The organism is Chimaeribacter californicus, from assembly GCF_002858675.1.
GTDB lineage: Bacteria > Pseudomonadota > Gammaproteobacteria > Enterobacterales > Enterobacteriaceae > Chimaeribacter > Chimaeribacter californicus.
This window is the reverse complement of record NZ_PJZF01000001.1, coordinates 455,454-471,412: the sequence shown is the minus strand read 5'-3', so window position 1 is coordinate 471,412 and position 15,959 is coordinate 455,454. Positions and strand designations below refer to the sequence as shown.

Sequence of the window (15,959 nt, the reverse complement as noted above, 5' to 3'; positions counted from 1 at the left end):
GATTAGGCTGAAATTGCGGTTATTCATTGAAAAGTCGATCCATTTGAGGCATATAACGTGCAATATTCCTGAAAACACCCACGATTCGCGCCAGGGTTGCGTTGACGGTCGAGCCTGCTCCCGCCGTGCCCCTGGTCTCCGTGACCGGCCCACGCCGCCGGCACCTTTGCCACGCGAGAGGACACCCCTGTGCATTATCATCCAAAGCGTAACCTGCTTGAAAACCGCCTGATTCTGGTCACCGGTGCCGGTGACGGCATCGGCCGTGAAGCCGCCCTGACTTACGCCCGCTTCGGCGCGGGCGTTATCTTGCTGGGCCGTACCGAGAGTAAATTGCTGGCCGTGCAACAGCAGATCGCCCAGGCCGGGCTGAAACCGGCACGCGTCATCACGTTTGACCTGCTGACCGCCACCCCGGCTGATTGCCGCGCCGTGGCCGACACGCTGGCACAACACCTGCCGCGCCTTGACGGCGTGCTGCACAACGCCGGGCTGCTGGGTGAGATCACCCCGATGGCGCAACAGGACAGTGAGCTGTGGCATCAGGTGATGCAGGTCAACGTCAATGCCACCTTTATGCTCACTCAGGCGCTGTTGCCGCTGTTGCTGAAATCCCCGGGCGGATCGCTGGTGTTTACCTCGTCCAGCGTCGGCCGCGAGGGCCGCGCCGGCTGGGGGGCTTACGCCGTCTCCAAGTTCGCCACCGAAGGGATGATGCAGGTGCTGGCGGAAGAGTATAAACACTCCACCCTGCGGGTGAACTGCATCAACCCCGGCGGCACTCGCACCACGATGCGCGCCTCCGCTTTCCCGCAGGAGGACGCCAACAAGCTGAAAACCCCGGCGGATATTATGCCGCTCTACCTCTACCTGATGGGCGACGACAGCCGCCGGAAAACCGGCATCAGTTTCGATGCGCAACCGGGCCGCAAGGCCGGCCCGGCGGAGTGATGCCATGAGTGACCGCCACCAGCAACGCCAGCAGAAACTCAAAGAACAGGTCGATGCCCGCATCAAAGCCGCGCAGGAGACCCGCGGCCTGCTGATTGTCTTCACCGGCAACGGCAAGGGCAAAACCACTGCCGCATTCGGCACCGTGACCCGCGCGGTGGGGCATGGGCTGCGCGCCGGGGTGATCCAGTTCATCAAGGGCGAATGGCCGAACGGCGAGCGTAACCTGCTGGAACCGCACGGCGTGGAATTTCAGGTGATGGCGACCGGCTTCACCTGGGAAACGCAGAACCGCGACACCGACACGGCCGCCTGTCAGGCGGTGTGGCAGCACGGTAAAAAAATGCTGGCCGATGAGACACTCGATCTGGTGCTGCTGGATGAGCTGACCTATATGGTGAGTTACGGCTACCTGGATCTGGCGGAGCTGATGGCGGCGCTGGATGCCCGCCCGGCGCACCAGACGGTGATCATCACCGGGCGCGGTTGCCACCGTGACCTGCTGGAGCGGGCTGATACGGTAAGCGAGCTGCGCCCGGTGAAACACGCCTTTGACGCCGGGGTCATGGCGCAGAAAGGCATCGACTGGTAACGGCCAGCGCTGGAGGGTTGTCAGAGCTGGACTGTTGCCAAAACGGGACGGTTGTCAAAGCTGAATATTGCACTCCGCCAGCGTCGCCATTTCATTGTGCATGGCGCAGGCGGCATCCACCAGCGTAAAGGCCAGCGCGGCCCCGCTGCCCTCGCCGAGGCGCAGGGAGAGATCCAGATAAGGGTGCAACTGCAGGTGCGCCAGTGCCAGCTGGCTGCCGCGTTCCGCTGACGTGTGCGACGGGATCAGGTAGTCACGGGCCGCCGGGGCAATCAGGCAGGCCGCCAGCGCCGAGGCATAAGAGAGGTAGCCATCCAGCACTACCGGGATACCGGCCGCCGCGGCTCCCAGGATCGCCCCGCTCATCGCCGCCAGGTCAAAGCCGCCGACTGCGGCCAGCACGCCGAGGCCGTCCTGCGCGTCCGGCTGGTTGGTGTCCAGCGCGCGCTGTACCACCGCCACTTTATGGGCCAGCTGCTCCGGCGGCAGATTTGCGCCTAAGCCCACGGCCTGCTCCGGCGGCTGGCCGGTAATGGCGCAGATCACCGCGGCAGCCGGGGTGGTATTGCCCATGCCCAGCTCACCCACGCCCAGCAGATCCAGCCCGTCAGCCACTTGTGCCGCTACCCAGCGCGCACTCCACAGGATAATCGCCTCCGCCTGCGCCCGGTGCATTGCCGGCCCCACTGCGATGTTCGCGCTGCCCTGCCCCTGATGGCAGTCCAGCGCCCCGGCCACCGGGCCGCCGATGATGCCGGTATCCACCAGCGTCACCCGGGCACCGGCCGTTTTAGCCATCACGTTAACCCCGGCGACCCCACGCAGGATATTGTTGGCCTGAATCGCCGTCACTGCCTGCGGTGACGGCGTGACGCCCTCCTGCCAGACGCCATGATCGGCAGCCATCACCACAATCTCTTTCTGTGGGAAGTGCAGCGGGCGGTCACTGCCGCGGATGCCGGCCAGTTGTACCGCCAGGGTTTCCAGACGGCCCATACTGCCGGGCGGCTTGACCAGGGAATCCAGCCGTTGCTGGGCGCGCGTCATTGCTGCCTTGTCGAGGGGGGCGATAGCGCCGGGGATATCGTTGACCGTGGTCATATTGTTACTCTCCATGTGATGTCGCGGCAGCCAGGCCGCTGTTGACTTTTTTCAAGGGGAAATGCTGCACGTGCCGCCGGGCGGGCAGTTTTTTGCCGGCGAAAAGAGGGCTGCCCCGCCACACCCGGTGTCGGGGGGCAGCCGGGGTGATCAGATCAATGCCACATCAGCGCAAGCAGGAACACAATCTCAAACAGTTCGTTACCGGCGCCCAGCGTATCGCCGGTTTGCCCGCCGATTTTCTCCTGCACCGCACTGCGGAACATCAGTGCGGCAAACAGCGTCACCGCCACCGCAATCAGGCTCATGACCCCACATAACAGCACCACACCCACCAGGGTGATCAGCAGGGTGAACACGAAGCGGCGCGGGCAGATCTTGCCGATATAGAGATTGCCCAGCCCATCCTCACGCGCGTAGTTCTGCCGGAACATCAGGATCAGCAGCATCCCGCGGCTCAGCAGCGGCGTGGCGAGCAGTACCGGCAGCATGGCATAGCCGCTGACGCTCATCTGGTAGACAGCCCCGACGCGGATCAATAGCGTCAGGATAACTGCCGCTGCACCATAGGTACCGATGCGGCTGTCACGCATAATCTCCAGCGCCCGCGCCCGGCCGGCACGGGAAAACAACCCGTCACAGCTGTCCGCCAGGCCATTCAGGTGAAAGGCCCCGGTCACCAGCACATTGGTGGTCACCGCCAGCATGGCGGCCATCAGCGGCCCCAGTGCACTGGCCGTCAGCATATAGATGACGGTACAGCACATCCCCACGATTAATCCGATAACCGGGAACCAGTAAACCCCCCGGGGATAATCCTCCACGCTCATCCGGGCTGAGGCGTTAGCCGGTACCGGGAGGCGGGTTAAAAATTGTAAGGTTGCCAAAAAAACTTTCATAGCGAGCATCTGTCCATTGATGTTAATCCTAGCCTTTAAAGGTGTACTAAATGCCGGTGGCCCACAGGCGTATCCCTGGGTTCATCCGGTAATATGCAGGCATTCCCTGCCGGCCTGATGGTCTCCCTCCCTCCCCGTACCGCAGGGAACCCCTGGCGGCCGGGCATTGCTCACGGCCTGTTTTCATGTGGCCAACCTGTCCGGCGGAACCAAAGATGCGCATAACCACTCTTTTCTGGTGGCTTATCCGGTTACGGCCTGTTTTCTCCGTAACGGGCTGATGAACCGGCAAAATACCCGCTCCCGGCGCATTTTCCCTCGGTACCGCCGCTTATTAATATCACAGGTCTAACCACGGTTTAATCGCAATTGATTGAAATGAAATTCGTTTCTATTTCAGCGATGAATATCTTACTGAAATAATGTTACTTTTATATAATTTCATTACGTAAAATTCAGAAAAATTCAAAAAAAAACCGCAGCGAAGGCTGCGGTTCAAGAGATCGGGCGGCGTGAATTGATTAGCCGCGCTTATTTGTCGCGCTGCGGCGGCTGGGTGCGACCTGGCTATGGCGCTTCACCGCACGCCGGATTTGGTTGGCTTTTACGCGGCGGCGATCTTTTTCCACCGGCATTTTGCTGACGGTTTCCGGGTCCAGTTCTACCAGTTCACGCAGGTAATTAATCTGCGGCAAATCCAGCTCTGTCCAGCCGCCGCGCGGCAGCCCTTTCGGCAGCGTCAGGTCACCGTAACGTACGCGGATCAGGCGGCTCACCTGCACGCCCACCGCTTCCCACAGGCGGCGCACCTCACGGTTACGGCCTTCGGTCAGGGTTACGTTGTACCACTGGTTCAGCCCTTCCCCACCCTGATAGGTGATGGTGCGGAATGCCGCCGGGCCATCTTCCAGCTGAACGCCACGGCTGAGCTGTTTGATTTTTTCATCGTCTACCTGGCCGAATACGCGCACGGCGTATTCACGCTCCACTTCACGGCTCGGGTGCATCAGGCGGTTTGCCAGCTCCCCGTCGGTGGTAAACAGCAGCAGGCCGGAGGTGTTAACGTCCAGGCGGCCCACGGCCACCCAGCGCGCACCACGCAGTTTCGGCAGGCGGTCAAACACCGTCGGGCGGCCTTCCGGGTCGTTGCGGGTACAGAGTTCGCCTTCCGGCTTGTAGTACGCCAGCACGCGGCACACCGCTTCGGTGGATTCATTAATGGAGACCACGTGGCCGTCCATACGGATTTTCATACCCGCCGTCACCTCAACGCGATCGCCGAGCGTGGCGATTTTGCCGTCTACACTGACGCGGCCTGCCTGGATAATGGCTTCAATTTCGCGGCGGGAACCGTGGCCGGCCCGCGCCAGAACTTTCTGTAATTTCTCGCTCATTGAGCAACCTCTGTTGTCGCCTTCACAGGCGTCAGATAAACCGCAAAAGGAATTTCTGCGGCTCAGGAATGGGGCTTATAAGCAATCTTGATATAAATCAATCACTTATAAAAAGTTTAGCCGACTATTATACACAGTTACGGCCACTTTGTATTCCCTATTATAGCGTGAGGAAAACGGAAAGGATCGGGCGGAGCGGCCCGCAACGAAGAAGAGAAATTAACCAAACAGCCACCAGAGCAGGCAACCCCAGAACAGGCCACACCCGGCCAGCATTGCCAGCCACACCTTACGGCGCAGGCGATTATCTTCAGCGCGTTGTTTCTGTGAACGCATAGATCATTCCAATAAGAAATAAGATCAATCTTATTGTGAATAGGTAAGCACGGATAATCGTTTGAACCGTTTAATATCATGAATGTAATAGCCATGATTAATCATCGCAAGATATTGAATTAACGGAACCGTTAATTCATACCCTGCAAAATATAATTAATTTAACTTAAGTCATGTTAATAATAATACTTAAGCCAAATCAGGCGGGCCAGAAAAGAAAATAAGGGGGAACCCGCCGCGCCGGGTAATTAACCGCACAGGGGACGACACTCCGGCAAGAAACACATTGGCAAGAAGCAAGAAACACATTGGCAGAGATAACAGCGCCGGGGTCTGCCCGGTAACGCAGGGTTACCGGGCGGTGGCCATTAGCGGAACGGGGCCGGATCGCCCGCCCCTTCGCGGATCACTTCTGGGGTGCTGTCGGTGAGGTCGATCACGGTGGTGGGTTGCTGGCCCAGCGAACCGCCGTGGATAATCAGATCCACCTGCTTGCCCAGGGTCTCTTTGATCTCGTCCGGATCGGACTCGGCAAAATCGTTGCCCGGCAGCATCAGCGTGGTCGACATCAGCGGCTCATGCAGCGCCTCCAGCAATGCCACGGTAATCGGGTTGGACGGCACCCGCAAACCAATGGTTTTACGTTTTTCGCTCATCAACCGGCGCGGCACCTCTTTGGTGGCTTTCAGGATGAACGTGTAGTTACCCGGCGTGTTGTTTTTAATCAGACGGAAGGCGCTGTTGTCCACGTAGGCATAGGTGGAGAGCTCGCTTAAATCACGGCAGACCAGCGTAAAGTTGTGATTGCTGTCCAGCTGGCGGATGCGGCAGATGCGCTCCATCGCCGCTTTCTCCTCCAGCCGGCACCCGAGCGCATAACCGGAGTCCGTCGGGTAAACAATCACCCCGCCTTTGCGCAGCACGTCTACCGTCTGGTTGATCAGGCGCAGTTGCGGATTTTCGGGGTGAATATAGAAAAACTGACTCATCAGGTACCTCTTTTATCGTTGTGATCCCGGCTTCATGCCGGGCTTCCGGCGGGCCAGTCACGCCAGACCGGCTCCACGCCGCCCGGCAGCCAGAGCTTGCGGCCCAGTTCTATCCACGAGCAGGGCTGGTGGAAGTCCGATCCCTGCGACGCCAGCAGCTGAAACTGCTGGGCGTACTGGGCCAGTTGCGTGCGTTCATTGGGGGCTTGCTGACACTGGGCCACTTCCATGGCATCGCCCCCGAGCTCAGCAAAAAAGGCCAGCAGCCGCTTGAGCCATTTTGCGGAGAGATCGTAACGGCCGGGGTGGGCCACCACCGCCTGGCCGCCAGATTGATGAATAACATCAATAGCCTGTTCTATTGTACACCACTGGGGCGGAACGTAGCCGGTTTTCCCCTTGGCCAGGTATTTCTTGAATACCTGCGCGACGTTCTCCGCTTTGCCGGCCTCAATCAGGAAACGGGCAAAGTGGCCGCGCGTCACTGCCCCGCCGTCCGCCAGCCGTAACGCGCCCTCCAGCGCACCGGGAATGTGCGCTTTCTCCAGACGGCGCGCCATCTCCTCCGCCCGCTGCTGACGGTAGAGCCGCTGCTGTGCCAGCAACGCCTGCATCATTGGGTGCTGCGGATCGATATTCAACCCAACGATGTGAATCTCATGGTTTTCCCACAGGGTGGAGATCTCCACCCCGTTTACCAACTGTAGCGGCAACTGCTGCGCCGCAATGGCCTCCGCTGCTGCTGCCAGGCCGTCAACCGAGTCATGGTCTGTGATCGCCAGCACCCCGACGCGCATCGCCACGGCGCGCGCCACCAGCGCGGCAGGCGTCAGGAACCCGTCTGAGGCGGTGGTGTGGCTGTGGAGATCGAACAGGGTAAAGGCGGTGGAAGTGGCGTCAGTCAACATGGTCATCCTGCAAAAAACGTGAATCCCCGGTGGGGCTGTGGCGGCACGTTACCCCATTGTGGCGGCCGGATGCCAGCCCTAAGTCATATTCATCATTTTTATCATTTCACGCTAAACCCCGGAAATGAGGGTTGACTTTCTTTCTCCGAACCCGTTAACTAGTACACAAGTTCACGACAACCTGGTGCTGATGATGAAAACTCTGCGGATTACCCTTCTTGCTCGCTGGTGGCGCTCCTCCCTTTTGCGGGCGGTGTAATCACGCATGCGGTCGTCAGACCTTGCAGATACCCAAGAGCCCGCCAAGTGCGGGCTTTTTTGTGGATAAAAATAACGACGTGGAAGCAAACATGAACATAACTCAACCTACACTAGACCTGCTGAGCGTGACCGGTTGCTACCGGGACGACCCGACCGCCATCTTTAACCAGCTGTGCGGCGCACGCCCGGCCACCCTGCTGCTGGAATCCGCTGAGATCACCAGCAAGCAGAACCTGAAAAGCCTGTTGATTGTAGACAGCGCCCTGCGCATCACCGCACTGGGCCGCACCGTCAGCCTTCAGGCGCTTACCGCCAACGGCGCGTCACTGCTGCCGCTGCTGGATGCGGCACTGCCGCCGGAAGTCAGCAACCGCGTGCGCCCCAACGGCCGTGAGCTGACGTTCCCGGCCATCGACCCAATGCAGGATGAGGACGCGCGCCTCTGTTCACTGTCGGTGTTTGATGCGCTGCGCCAGATCCTGACGCTGGTTATCTGCCCGCCTGATGAACGTGAGGCAATGTTCCTCGGTGGCCTGTTTGCCTACGATCTGGTGGCCGGGTTTGAAGACCTGCCGCCGCTGCGCGCTGACCAGCGCTGCCCCGATTTCTGCTTCTACCTGGCGGAAACGCTGCTGGTGCTTGACCACCAGCACCGCACCAGCCGCCTGCAGGCCAGTGTGTTTACCCCGTCTGCCGCTGAGAAACAGCGCCTGCAACAGCGCCTGGCCCAGTTGCAGCAGCAGTTGCAGCAGCCTGCGCACCCGATCCCGCACCAGACGGTGCAGGACATGGCGCTGAGCTGTAACCAGAGTGATGCCGAGTACGGCGCGGTCGTGAGCGGGTTGCAAAAGGCTATCCGTGTGGGTGAGATTTTCCAGGTGGTGCCGTCGCGCCGCTTCTCCCTGCCCTGCCCGTCGCCGCTGGCCGCTTACCAGACGCTGAAAGAGAACAACCCCAGCCCTTATATGTTCTTTATGCAGGACAACGATTTCCAGCTGTTCGGTGCCTCGCCGGAAAGCGCCCTGAAATATGAGGCCGACAGCCGCCAGATTGAGATCTACCCGATTGCCGGTACCCGCCCGCGCGGCCGCCATGCGGACGGCTCGCTGGACCGCGACCTCGACAGCCGGATTGAGCTGGAGATGCGCACTGACCATAAAGAGCTGGCAGAGCACTTGATGCTGGTGGATCTGGCGCGCAACGATCTGGCGCGCATCTGCGAGCCGGGCAGCCGCTACGTGGCAGATCTCACCAAAGTTGACCGCTACTCGTTCGTGATGCACCTGGTCTCCCGCGTGGTGGGCACCCTGCGCCGCGATCTGGATGTGCTGCACGCCTATCAGGCCTGTATGAACATGGGCACCCTGAGCGGCGCGCCGAAAGTCCGCGCCATGCAGCTGATTGCCGCCTCAGAAGGCAGCCGCCGCGGCAGCTACGGCGGCGCGGTGGGTTACTTTACCGCCCATGGCGATCTGGACACCTGCATCGTGATCCGCTCCGCCTATGTGGAGGATGGGATCGCCACCGTGCAGGCCGGCGCCGGCGTGGTGCTGGACTCCGTTCCGCAGGCGGAAGCTGACGAAACCCGCAACAAAGCCCGCGCCGTGCTGCGCGCCATTGCTACCGCACATCATGCCCGGGAGGTGTTCTGATGGCTGACATCCTGCTGCTCGATAATATCGACTCCTTTACCTACAACCTGGTGGACCAGCTGCGCACGTTCGGCCACCGGGTGGTGATTTACCGCAACCAGATCCCGGCGGACACCATCATCGCTAAACTGAAAGAGATGGAACAGCCGATCCTGATGCTCTCCCCCGGCCCCGGCACCCCGGCCGAGGCCGGCTGTATGCCGGAACTGCTGCAACGGCTGCGCGGCCAGCTGCCGGTGATCGGCATCTGTCTCGGCCATCAGGCGATTGTGGAAGCCTATGGCGGCCATGTCGGCCAGGCGGGTGAAATCCTGCACGGCAAGGCCTCGCCGGTGGAACATGACGGGCAGGCGATGTTTGCCGGGCTGCCAAACCCGCTGCCGGTGGCGCGTTACCACTCGCTGGTCGGCAGCGACACCCCGGCCGGGCTGGTGGTCAATGCCCACTTCAACGGCATGGTGATGGCCGTCCGCCACGATGCCGATCGCGTCTGCGGTTTCCAGTTCCACCCGGAATCGATTCTTTCCTCACAGGGCGCACGTCTGCTGGAGCAGACCCTGGCCTGGGCACTGGTTTAAGACAAGGAGACAGATTATGACAACGTCACATGAACCCCATGCCGCCATCCTTGAGCAGCTCTACCGTGCCGAGCCGATGAGCCAGGCACAGAGCCGCCAGCTGTTTACGGCCATTATCCATGGCGAGCTGGAGCCGTCACAGCTGGCCGCGGCGCTGATCAGCATGAAAGTGCGCGGTGAACGCCCGGAAGAGATTGCCGGGGCAGCGCAGGCGCTGCTGGCCGATGCACAGCCTTTCCCGCGCCCGGACTACCCGTTTGCCGATATCGTCGGCACCGGCGGCGACGGCAGCAACAGCATTAACATCTCCACCGCCAGCGCCTTTGTGGCCGCGGCCTGCGGGGTGCGGGTTGCCAAACACGGCAACCGCAGCGTTTCCAGCCGCTCCGGGTCTTCCGATCTGCTGGCGGCGTTCGGCATCCGCCTTGATTTACCGGCTGACGAGGCACGTCAGGCGCTGGACGATCTCGGCATCTGTTTCCTGTTTGCGCCGCAGTACCACACCGGGTTCCGCCACGCGATGCCGGTGCGCAAGCAGCTGAAAACCCGCACGCTGTTTAACGTGCTGGGGCCGCTGATCAACCCTGCCCGCCCACCGCTGGCGCTGATTGGCGTCTACAGCCCGGAGCTGGTGCTGCCGATTGCCGAAACCCTGCGCACACTGGGTTACCAGCGCGCTGCGGTGGTACACGGCGGCGGCATGGATGAGGTGGCGATCCACGCACCGACCCAGGTGGCAGAGCTGAACCACGGCAGCGTCACCACCTATCAGCTGACCCCAGGCGATTTCGGCCTGCCGGGCTACCCGGTGGAGGCGCTGCTGGGCGGCACACCGGAAGAAAACCGTGACATTCTGGCACGCTTGTTACAAGGTAAAGGTGAACCCGCCCACGAGGCCGCGGTGGCCGCTAATGTCGCGCTTTTACTGAAGCTTTTCGGGCAAGAAGACCTAAAACAGAATGCGCAGCAGGCGCTTGCGGTGATCCGCAGCGGCGACGCTTACCAGCGTGTCAGCGCATTGGCAGCAAGAGGATAAGTGATGCAGGAAACCGTGCTCCACAGGATCGTTCGTGACAAGGCAGTTTGGGTCGCGGCACGTAAAGAACAGCAGCCGTTGGCCGATTTTGAACACCTGCTCGGCCCCAGCCGGCGCAGCTTTTACCACGCCCTTCAGGGCGCCCGGACCGCCTTTATCCTGGAATGTAAAAAGGCGTCCCCCTCCAAGGGGCTGATCCGGGAAGATTTCGACCCGGCTGAGATTGCCGGGATCTACAGCGACTACGCCTCCGCCATTTCGGTGCTGACAGATGAGAAATATTTCCAGGGCAGTTTTGATTTTCTGCCGCTGGTGAGCGCCGCCGTGACCCAGCCGGTGCTGTGCAAAGATTTCATCATCGACCCGTACCAGATCTACCTGGCGCGCCACTATCAGGCCGATGCGGTGCTGCTGATGCTCTCGGTACTGGACGATGAGCAATACCGCCAGCTGGCCGCGGTGGCACACAGCCTGAACATGGGCGTGCTGACCGAGGTGATCAGTGACGAGGAAGCCGCGCGCGCCCTGCGTCTGGGCGCAAAAGTGGTCGGCATTAATAACCGCGACCTGCGCGACCTGAGCATCGACCTTGACCGCACCCGACGCCTTGCGCCGCTTCTGCCGGGCGTGACGGTGATCAGCGAGTCGGGCATCAACACCTACGCCCAGATCCGCGAACTGAGCCGCTTTGCCAACGGCTTCTTGATCGGCAGCGCGCTGATGGCGGAGCCGGATCTGGCCGCTGCCGTGCGCCGCGTGATGCTGGGTGAGAACAAAGTCTGCGGCCTGACCCGGCCGGAAGATGCCCGGGCGGCCCATCAGGCCGGGGCGGCATTCGGCGGGCTGATCTTCGCAGCCCGCTCACCGCGCTGCATCACGCCGGAACAGGCGCAGCAGGTGATGGCGGGCGCGCCGCTGAAGTATATCGGCGTGTTCAGCGACCAGCCGGTTGACGGGGTGGCGCAGACCGCCGCCGCACTCGGCCTGCACGCGGTGCAGTTGCATGGGCAGGAGGATCAGGCCTATATCGACAGCCTGCGTGCCGTGCTGCCGGAGTGCTGCCGCATCTGGAAAGCGCTGAGCGTGCGCGGCCAGATGCCCGCCCGCGACCTTAACCACGTTGACCGTTATGTGCTGGACAACGGCAACGGCGGCAGCGGCCAGCGGTTTGACTGGCGGGTGCTGGCCGGGCAGCCGTTGGAGAATGTGCTGCTGGCCGGTGGGCTGGGCGCGGACAACTGCGTACAGGCGGCCCAGCTCGGCTGCGCCGGGCTGGATTTTAACTCCGGCGTGGAGTCCGCCCCCGGCATCAAAGACCCTGCGAAACTGATCGCCGTATTCCAGACGCTGCGGGCCTACTGAGGCGCGCCGTCAGACCGTTTTCATATACAGGACAGCGAAGAATGACATTACTTAACCCCTACTTTGGTGAGTTCGGCGGGATGTATGTACCGCAGATTCTGATGCCCGCGCTGAAACAGCTGGAAGAGGCATTTGTCAGCGCCCAGCGCGACCCGGCATTTCAGGCCGAATTTTTTGACCTGCTGAAAAACTACGCCGGCCGCCCGACCGCGCTGACGTTGTGCCGTAACCTCACCGCCGGCACCCGTACCAAACTCTACCTGAAGCGCGAAGATCTGCTGCACGGCGGCGCGCACAAAACCAACCAGGTGCTGGGGCAGGCGCTGCTGGCAAAACGGATGGGCAAAACTGAAATCATCGCCGAAACCGGTGCCGGGCAGCACGGCGTGGCGTCGGCCCTGGCCTCCGCCCTGCTCGGCCTGAAGTGCCGCATCTATATGGGCGCGAAAGACATAGCCCGCCAGTCACCGAACGTGTTCCGCATGCGGCTGATGGGCGCGGAGGTGATCCCGGTACACAGCGGCTCCTCCACGCTGAAAGATGCCTGTAATGAGGCGCTGCGTGACTGGTCCGGCAGCTATGAAAATGCCCACTACATGCTGGGCACCGCCGCCGGCCCGCACCCCTACCCGACCATTGTGCGTGAATTCCAGCGGATGATTGGCGAAGAGACCAAGGCGCAGGTGCTGGAGAAAGAGGGCCGCCTGCCGGATGCGGTGCTGGCCTGTGTGGGCGGCGGCTCCAATGCCATCGGGATGTTTGCTGACTTCATCGAAGAGGAGTCAGTGGCATTGATCGGCGTTGAGCCGGGCGGGCTGGGCATTGAGTCCGGCCAGCATGGCGCGCCGCTCAAGCATGGGCACGTCGGCATCTATTTCGGCATGAAAGCGCCGATGATGCAGACCGAAGAGGGGCAGATTGAGGAGTCCTACTCTATTTCTGCCGGGCTGGATTTCCCGTCCGTCGGCCCGCAGCACGCTTACCTGAACAGCATCGGCCGCGCGGAGTATGTTTCGATTACCGATGAAGAGGCGCTGGACGCCTTCAAAGCGCTCTCCCGCAGCGAGGGGATCATCCCGGCGCTGGAGTCCTCCCATGCGCTGGCCCATGCGCTGAAAATGATCAAAGAGAACCCGGAGAAAGAGCAACTGCTGGTGGTGAACCTCTCCGGCCGCGGCGACAAGGATATTTTCACAGTTCATGACATTCTGAAAGCACGGGGAGAGATTTGATGGAACGCTATCAGCAACGTTTTACGGCGCTGGCCGCCCGCCGGGAAGGCGCATTTGTGCCCTTCGTGACCCTTGGCGACCCGAACCCGGAACTCTCGCTGGCAATTATCGACACGCTGGTGGAAGCCGGGGCCGATGCGCTGGAGCTGGGCATTCCGTTCTCCGATCCGCTGGCGGATGGCCCCACCATCCAGAACGCCACCCTGCGCGCGTTTGCTGCCGGGGTAACGCCGACCCGCTGCTTTGAAATGCTGGCGGCGATCCGCGAAAAACACCCGGACATCCCGATTGGCCTGCTGATGTATGCCAACCTGGTGTTCCACAAAGGGATTGATGCTTTCTACCAGCGCTGCGCCGAGGTCGGGGTGGATTCCGTGCTGGTGGCTGACGTGCCGGTTGAAGAGTCTGCGCCGTTCCGCGCCGCCGCCCTGCGCCACGGCATCGCGCCGATCTTTATCTGCCCGCCGAATGCCGATGATGGCCTGCTGCGCGAGGTGGCTGCCCATGGCCGCGGTTACACCTATCTGTTGTCACGTGCCGGGGTGACCGGTACCGAGCAGCGCGCCCAACTGCCGCTCGGCCACCTGATCGACAAACTCACCGAATACCAGGCTGCGCCGCCGTTGCAGGGCTTCGGCATCTCCGAACCGTCACAGGTGCGTGAGGCGCTAAATGCCGGGGCGGCCGGGGCGATCTCCGGCTCTGCCATTGTGCGCATCATTGAGCAGCACCATGCCCAGCCGGAAGAGATGCTGCGCCGCCTGGCGACGTTCGTGACTGAGATGAAGGCCGCAACCCGCGCCTGATCCCCTACGCCTTACCGTTTCGTGCGGTAAGGCGTTATTTGTGCTGCTTATTTCCCCACCGAATTTGTCTAACCCCCATCTATGCACCACACTGATTGAACCTGCGCCCGTAACGGCCCATCGGCCGCGGCAAAGGACGATCCTTTTATTTGGCATGGAGAGTGGATATGAAAATAATCAAAGCCTTATCTGCACTGTGTATGGCGCTGATGGTTGCGCTGACCCTGTCCGCCTGTGCACCGACCGCAAAATCGGAAGGTACCGGCGGTTATCTTGATGATACGGTGGTCACCACCAAAGTGAAATCTGCCCTGCTGGCCGATGAGACACTGAAATCGACCGAAATTAATGTAGAAACCTTTAAAGGCCGGGTTCAGTTGAGCGGCTTCGTCAGCTCGATGGCGGACGCCAGCCGCGCCGTTCAGGTCACGCGTAAAGTGACCGGCGTGCGCTCGGTTGAGAACGCGATGCAGATCAAATAACCGCTTCGCCGCACAGAAACAGAAAAGGCGCACCCCGGTGCGCCTTTTTTCTGCCGGCCTTTCAGAAGCGGTAACCGGCACCAAACATAAAGACCCACGGGTCGATGCGGGTGTCGATACTCTGGTGGGCATCCCCGGCGTTAAAGCGCGCCTTGGTTTCGATATTCATCCACCATACCGACATGTTCAGCAGCCAGTGATCGTTGAGGTTGTAGTCCAGCCCCGCCTGCCCGGCGATGCCCCACGAGTCTTTCAGGCTGAGATCGCTGAGGCCTGCCGCTTTGCCGGTGTCATTGAATTTCTCATCAAAGAAGGTGGTGTAGTTCACCCCGACGCCCAGGTAGGGGCGTAACTTGTCCTGTTTGCTGCCGAAGTAGTATTGCGCCATCAGCGTTGGCGGCAGTTGCTTCACTTCGGCAATAGTGCCGGTGGATTGCAGGCCAATTTTGTGTTTGAACGGGGTGGCCGCCAGCAACTCAACGCCGATGTTGTCCGTTACCAGGTAGCTGAAGGTCAGCCCCAGCTGGGTGTTGTTATCCACATTGAAGGGGCCAAGCCCCATCACATTGTCTGACCCTTCCGTCGGCCGCACCGTGGCCGTACCGGCACGCACGATGAAATCCCCGGCCTGATGTGCCGACGCGATGGCCGGCAGTGCCGCTGCCGCCAACAAAACCCAGGATGCCTTGTTCATTCTTCTCTCCTTTGCCTGAATATATTTCCGTGAGAAATGTTTATGGTTTTTACATTTACATTTTGTATGGATGCGCATCATTGCATTGAAAAGATAAGGATTCCATCCCGATCAATTTGCCCTAAACCATTAAAAAGAGATGAATTGATCCAGATCAAAAACACCTCTTTTTCTCAGCATTTTTTTCGGCCTGAAATTTCAGTTGCCAAAAAACAGGGCCGTGCGTAACGTGCTCTTTCCCCGTGTTTTTGGTTCGAAACCGTAAGGAGTCGGTGGGTAATCAAGATGAGCGAATCCCTTAATCCCTGCATTAGCTGTGGCGCCTGTTGCGCCTATTTCCGGGTCTCCTTTTATTGGGCCGAGGCTGAAGACGGCGGCGGGCCGGTGCCGGTTGACCGCACTGAACCTGTCACCCCGTTTCTCCGCTGTATGCAAGGCACTAACAGTAAGTCGCCGCGCTGTACCGCCCTGGAAGGTGAGATAGGCCAGGCCGTTTCCTGTTCCATCTACCTTAACCGGCCGACCCCGTGCCGGGAGTTTGATCAGTCTGGTGAAAACGGCATCGCCAATGAGGCGTGTGACCGGGCGCGGGCGCGCTATGGCCTGCCGCCGCTGCCGGTCAGCCTGCTGCCGTCAGCAATGCCGGATGCGGGGTGCCACACAGGCACGTAACAGGTTACAATCAG

At 60.8% G+C, this 15,959-nt stretch carries 15 protein-coding genes, 1 pseudogene and 1 other annotated feature; of the genes and pseudogenes, 9 read left to right on the top strand and 7 right to left on the bottom strand.

Annotated features, from left to right (window positions below; all coding sequences use genetic code 11):
- Positions 1 to 189: 189 nt before the first annotated feature.
- Together CYR55_RS02240 and cobO are read left to right on the top strand one after the other, a co-directional pair.
- Complete coding sequence (locus tag CYR55_RS02240; protein ID WP_101814518.1) at positions 190 to 951, top strand: YciK family oxidoreductase; 762 nt, start codon at positions 190 to 192, stop codon at positions 949 to 951.
- Positions 952 to 955: 4 nt separating this feature from the next.
- The gene (cobO, locus tag CYR55_RS02235) at positions 956 to 1,543 is read left to right on the top strand and encodes a cob(I)yrinic acid a,c-diamide adenosyltransferase (RefSeq protein WP_101814517.1); all 588 of its coding nucleotides are present in this window, start codon (positions 956 to 958) and stop codon (positions 1,541 to 1,543) included.
- 54 nt (positions 1,544 to 1,597) lie between these two features.
- Here cobO and cobT read toward each other — a convergent pair whose 3' ends face one another.
- From cobT to rnm, 6 genes are all read right to left on the bottom strand, one after another.
- The gene (gene cobT, locus CYR55_RS02230; RefSeq protein ID WP_101814516.1) at positions 1,598 to 2,644 is read right to left on the bottom strand and encodes a nicotinate-nucleotide--dimethylbenzimidazole phosphoribosyltransferase; all 1,047 of its coding nucleotides are present in this window, start codon (positions 2,642 to 2,644) and stop codon (positions 1,598 to 1,600) included.
- A 155-nt stretch (positions 2,645 to 2,799) separates the two neighbouring features.
- Complete coding sequence (gene cobS, locus CYR55_RS02225) at positions 2,800 to 3,531, bottom strand: adenosylcobinamide-GDP ribazoletransferase (protein WP_165699506.1); 732 nt, start codon at positions 3,529 to 3,531, stop codon at positions 2,800 to 2,802.
- A gap of 533 nt (positions 3,532 to 4,064) precedes the next feature.
- A complete protein-coding gene (rluB, locus tag CYR55_RS02215; RefSeq protein ID WP_101814513.1) occupies positions 4,065 to 4,937 on the bottom strand; it encodes a 23S rRNA pseudouridine(2605) synthase RluB in 873 nt (290 codons plus the stop codon).
- A 219-nt stretch (positions 4,938 to 5,156) separates the two neighbouring features.
- Complete coding sequence (locus CYR55_RS02210; RefSeq protein WP_101814512.1) at positions 5,157 to 5,273, bottom strand: YmiA family putative membrane protein; 117 nt, start codon at positions 5,271 to 5,273, stop codon at positions 5,157 to 5,159.
- Positions 5,274 to 5,641: 368 nt separating this feature from the next.
- Positions 5,642 to 6,262 carry an L-threonylcarbamoyladenylate synthase gene (locus CYR55_RS02205; protein ID WP_101814511.1) on the bottom strand — a complete coding sequence of 207 codons (621 nt, stop codon included), beginning with the start codon at positions 6,260 to 6,262 and terminating at the stop codon, positions 5,642 to 5,644.
- Positions 6,263 to 6,294: 32 nt separating this feature from the next.
- On the bottom strand, positions 6,295 to 7,170 hold the full coding sequence (gene rnm, locus CYR55_RS02200) for an RNase RNM (protein WP_277622300.1): 876 nt from the start codon (positions 7,168 to 7,170) through the stop codon (positions 6,295 to 6,297).
- 220 nt (positions 7,171 to 7,390) lie between these two features.
- Positions 7,391 to 7,492 (top strand) — a sequence feature (Trp leader region).
- 28 nt (positions 7,493 to 7,520) lie between these two features.
- Between rnm and CYR55_RS02195 the strand changes: the two genes are divergently transcribed.
- The 6 genes and pseudogenes from CYR55_RS02195 (at position 7,521) to CYR55_RS02165 (ending at position 14,579) form a co-directional block, all read left to right on the top strand.
- Positions 7,521 to 9,083 carry an anthranilate synthase component 1 gene (locus CYR55_RS02195; RefSeq protein WP_101814679.1) on the top strand — a complete coding sequence of 521 codons (1,563 nt, stop codon included), beginning with the start codon at positions 7,521 to 7,523 and terminating at the stop codon, positions 9,081 to 9,083.
- A pseudogene (gene trpD / locus CYR55_RS23880) lies at positions 9,083 to 10,697 on the top strand (bifunctional anthranilate synthase glutamate amidotransferase component TrpG/anthranilate phosphoribosyltransferase TrpD). Before CYR55_RS02195 ends, trpD begins: the two are co-directional and overlap by 1 nt.
- Positions 10,698 to 10,700: 3 nt before the next feature.
- Positions 10,701 to 12,059, top strand: coding sequence for a bifunctional indole-3-glycerol-phosphate synthase TrpC/phosphoribosylanthranilate isomerase TrpF (trpCF, locus tag CYR55_RS02180; protein WP_101814507.1), 1,359 nt, complete (start codon positions 10,701 to 10,703; stop codon positions 12,057 to 12,059).
- Between the two features lie 41 nt (positions 12,060 to 12,100).
- Positions 12,101 to 13,291 carry a tryptophan synthase subunit beta gene (trpB, locus tag CYR55_RS02175; protein ID WP_101814506.1) on the top strand — a complete coding sequence of 397 codons (1,191 nt, stop codon included), beginning with the start codon at positions 12,101 to 12,103 and terminating at the stop codon, positions 13,289 to 13,291.
- Complete coding sequence (gene trpA, locus CYR55_RS02170; protein WP_101814505.1) at positions 13,291 to 14,097, top strand: tryptophan synthase subunit alpha; 807 nt, start codon at positions 13,291 to 13,293, stop codon at positions 14,095 to 14,097. The genes trpB and trpA overlap by 1 nt, the downstream gene beginning before the upstream one ends.
- 167 nt (positions 14,098 to 14,264) lie before the next feature.
- Entirely contained in the window at positions 14,265 to 14,579 is a 315-nt protein-coding gene (locus CYR55_RS02165; protein WP_101814504.1) for a BON domain-containing protein, read from the top strand.
- A 61-nt stretch (positions 14,580 to 14,640) separates the two neighbouring features.
- Here the strand turns inward: CYR55_RS02165 and ompW are convergent, their stop codons facing one another.
- On the bottom strand, positions 14,641 to 15,273 hold the full coding sequence (ompW, locus tag CYR55_RS02160) for an outer membrane protein OmpW (RefSeq protein ID WP_101814503.1): 633 nt from the start codon (positions 15,271 to 15,273) through the stop codon (positions 14,641 to 14,643).
- Between the two features lie 285 nt (positions 15,274 to 15,558).
- Here ompW and CYR55_RS02155 point away from each other — a divergent pair, with 285 nt between their 5' ends.
- The gene (locus CYR55_RS02155) at positions 15,559 to 15,945 is read left to right on the top strand and encodes a YkgJ family cysteine cluster protein (RefSeq protein ID WP_101814502.1); all 387 of its coding nucleotides are present in this window, start codon (positions 15,559 to 15,561) and stop codon (positions 15,943 to 15,945) included.
- Positions 15,946 to 15,959 lie beyond the last annotated feature (14 nt).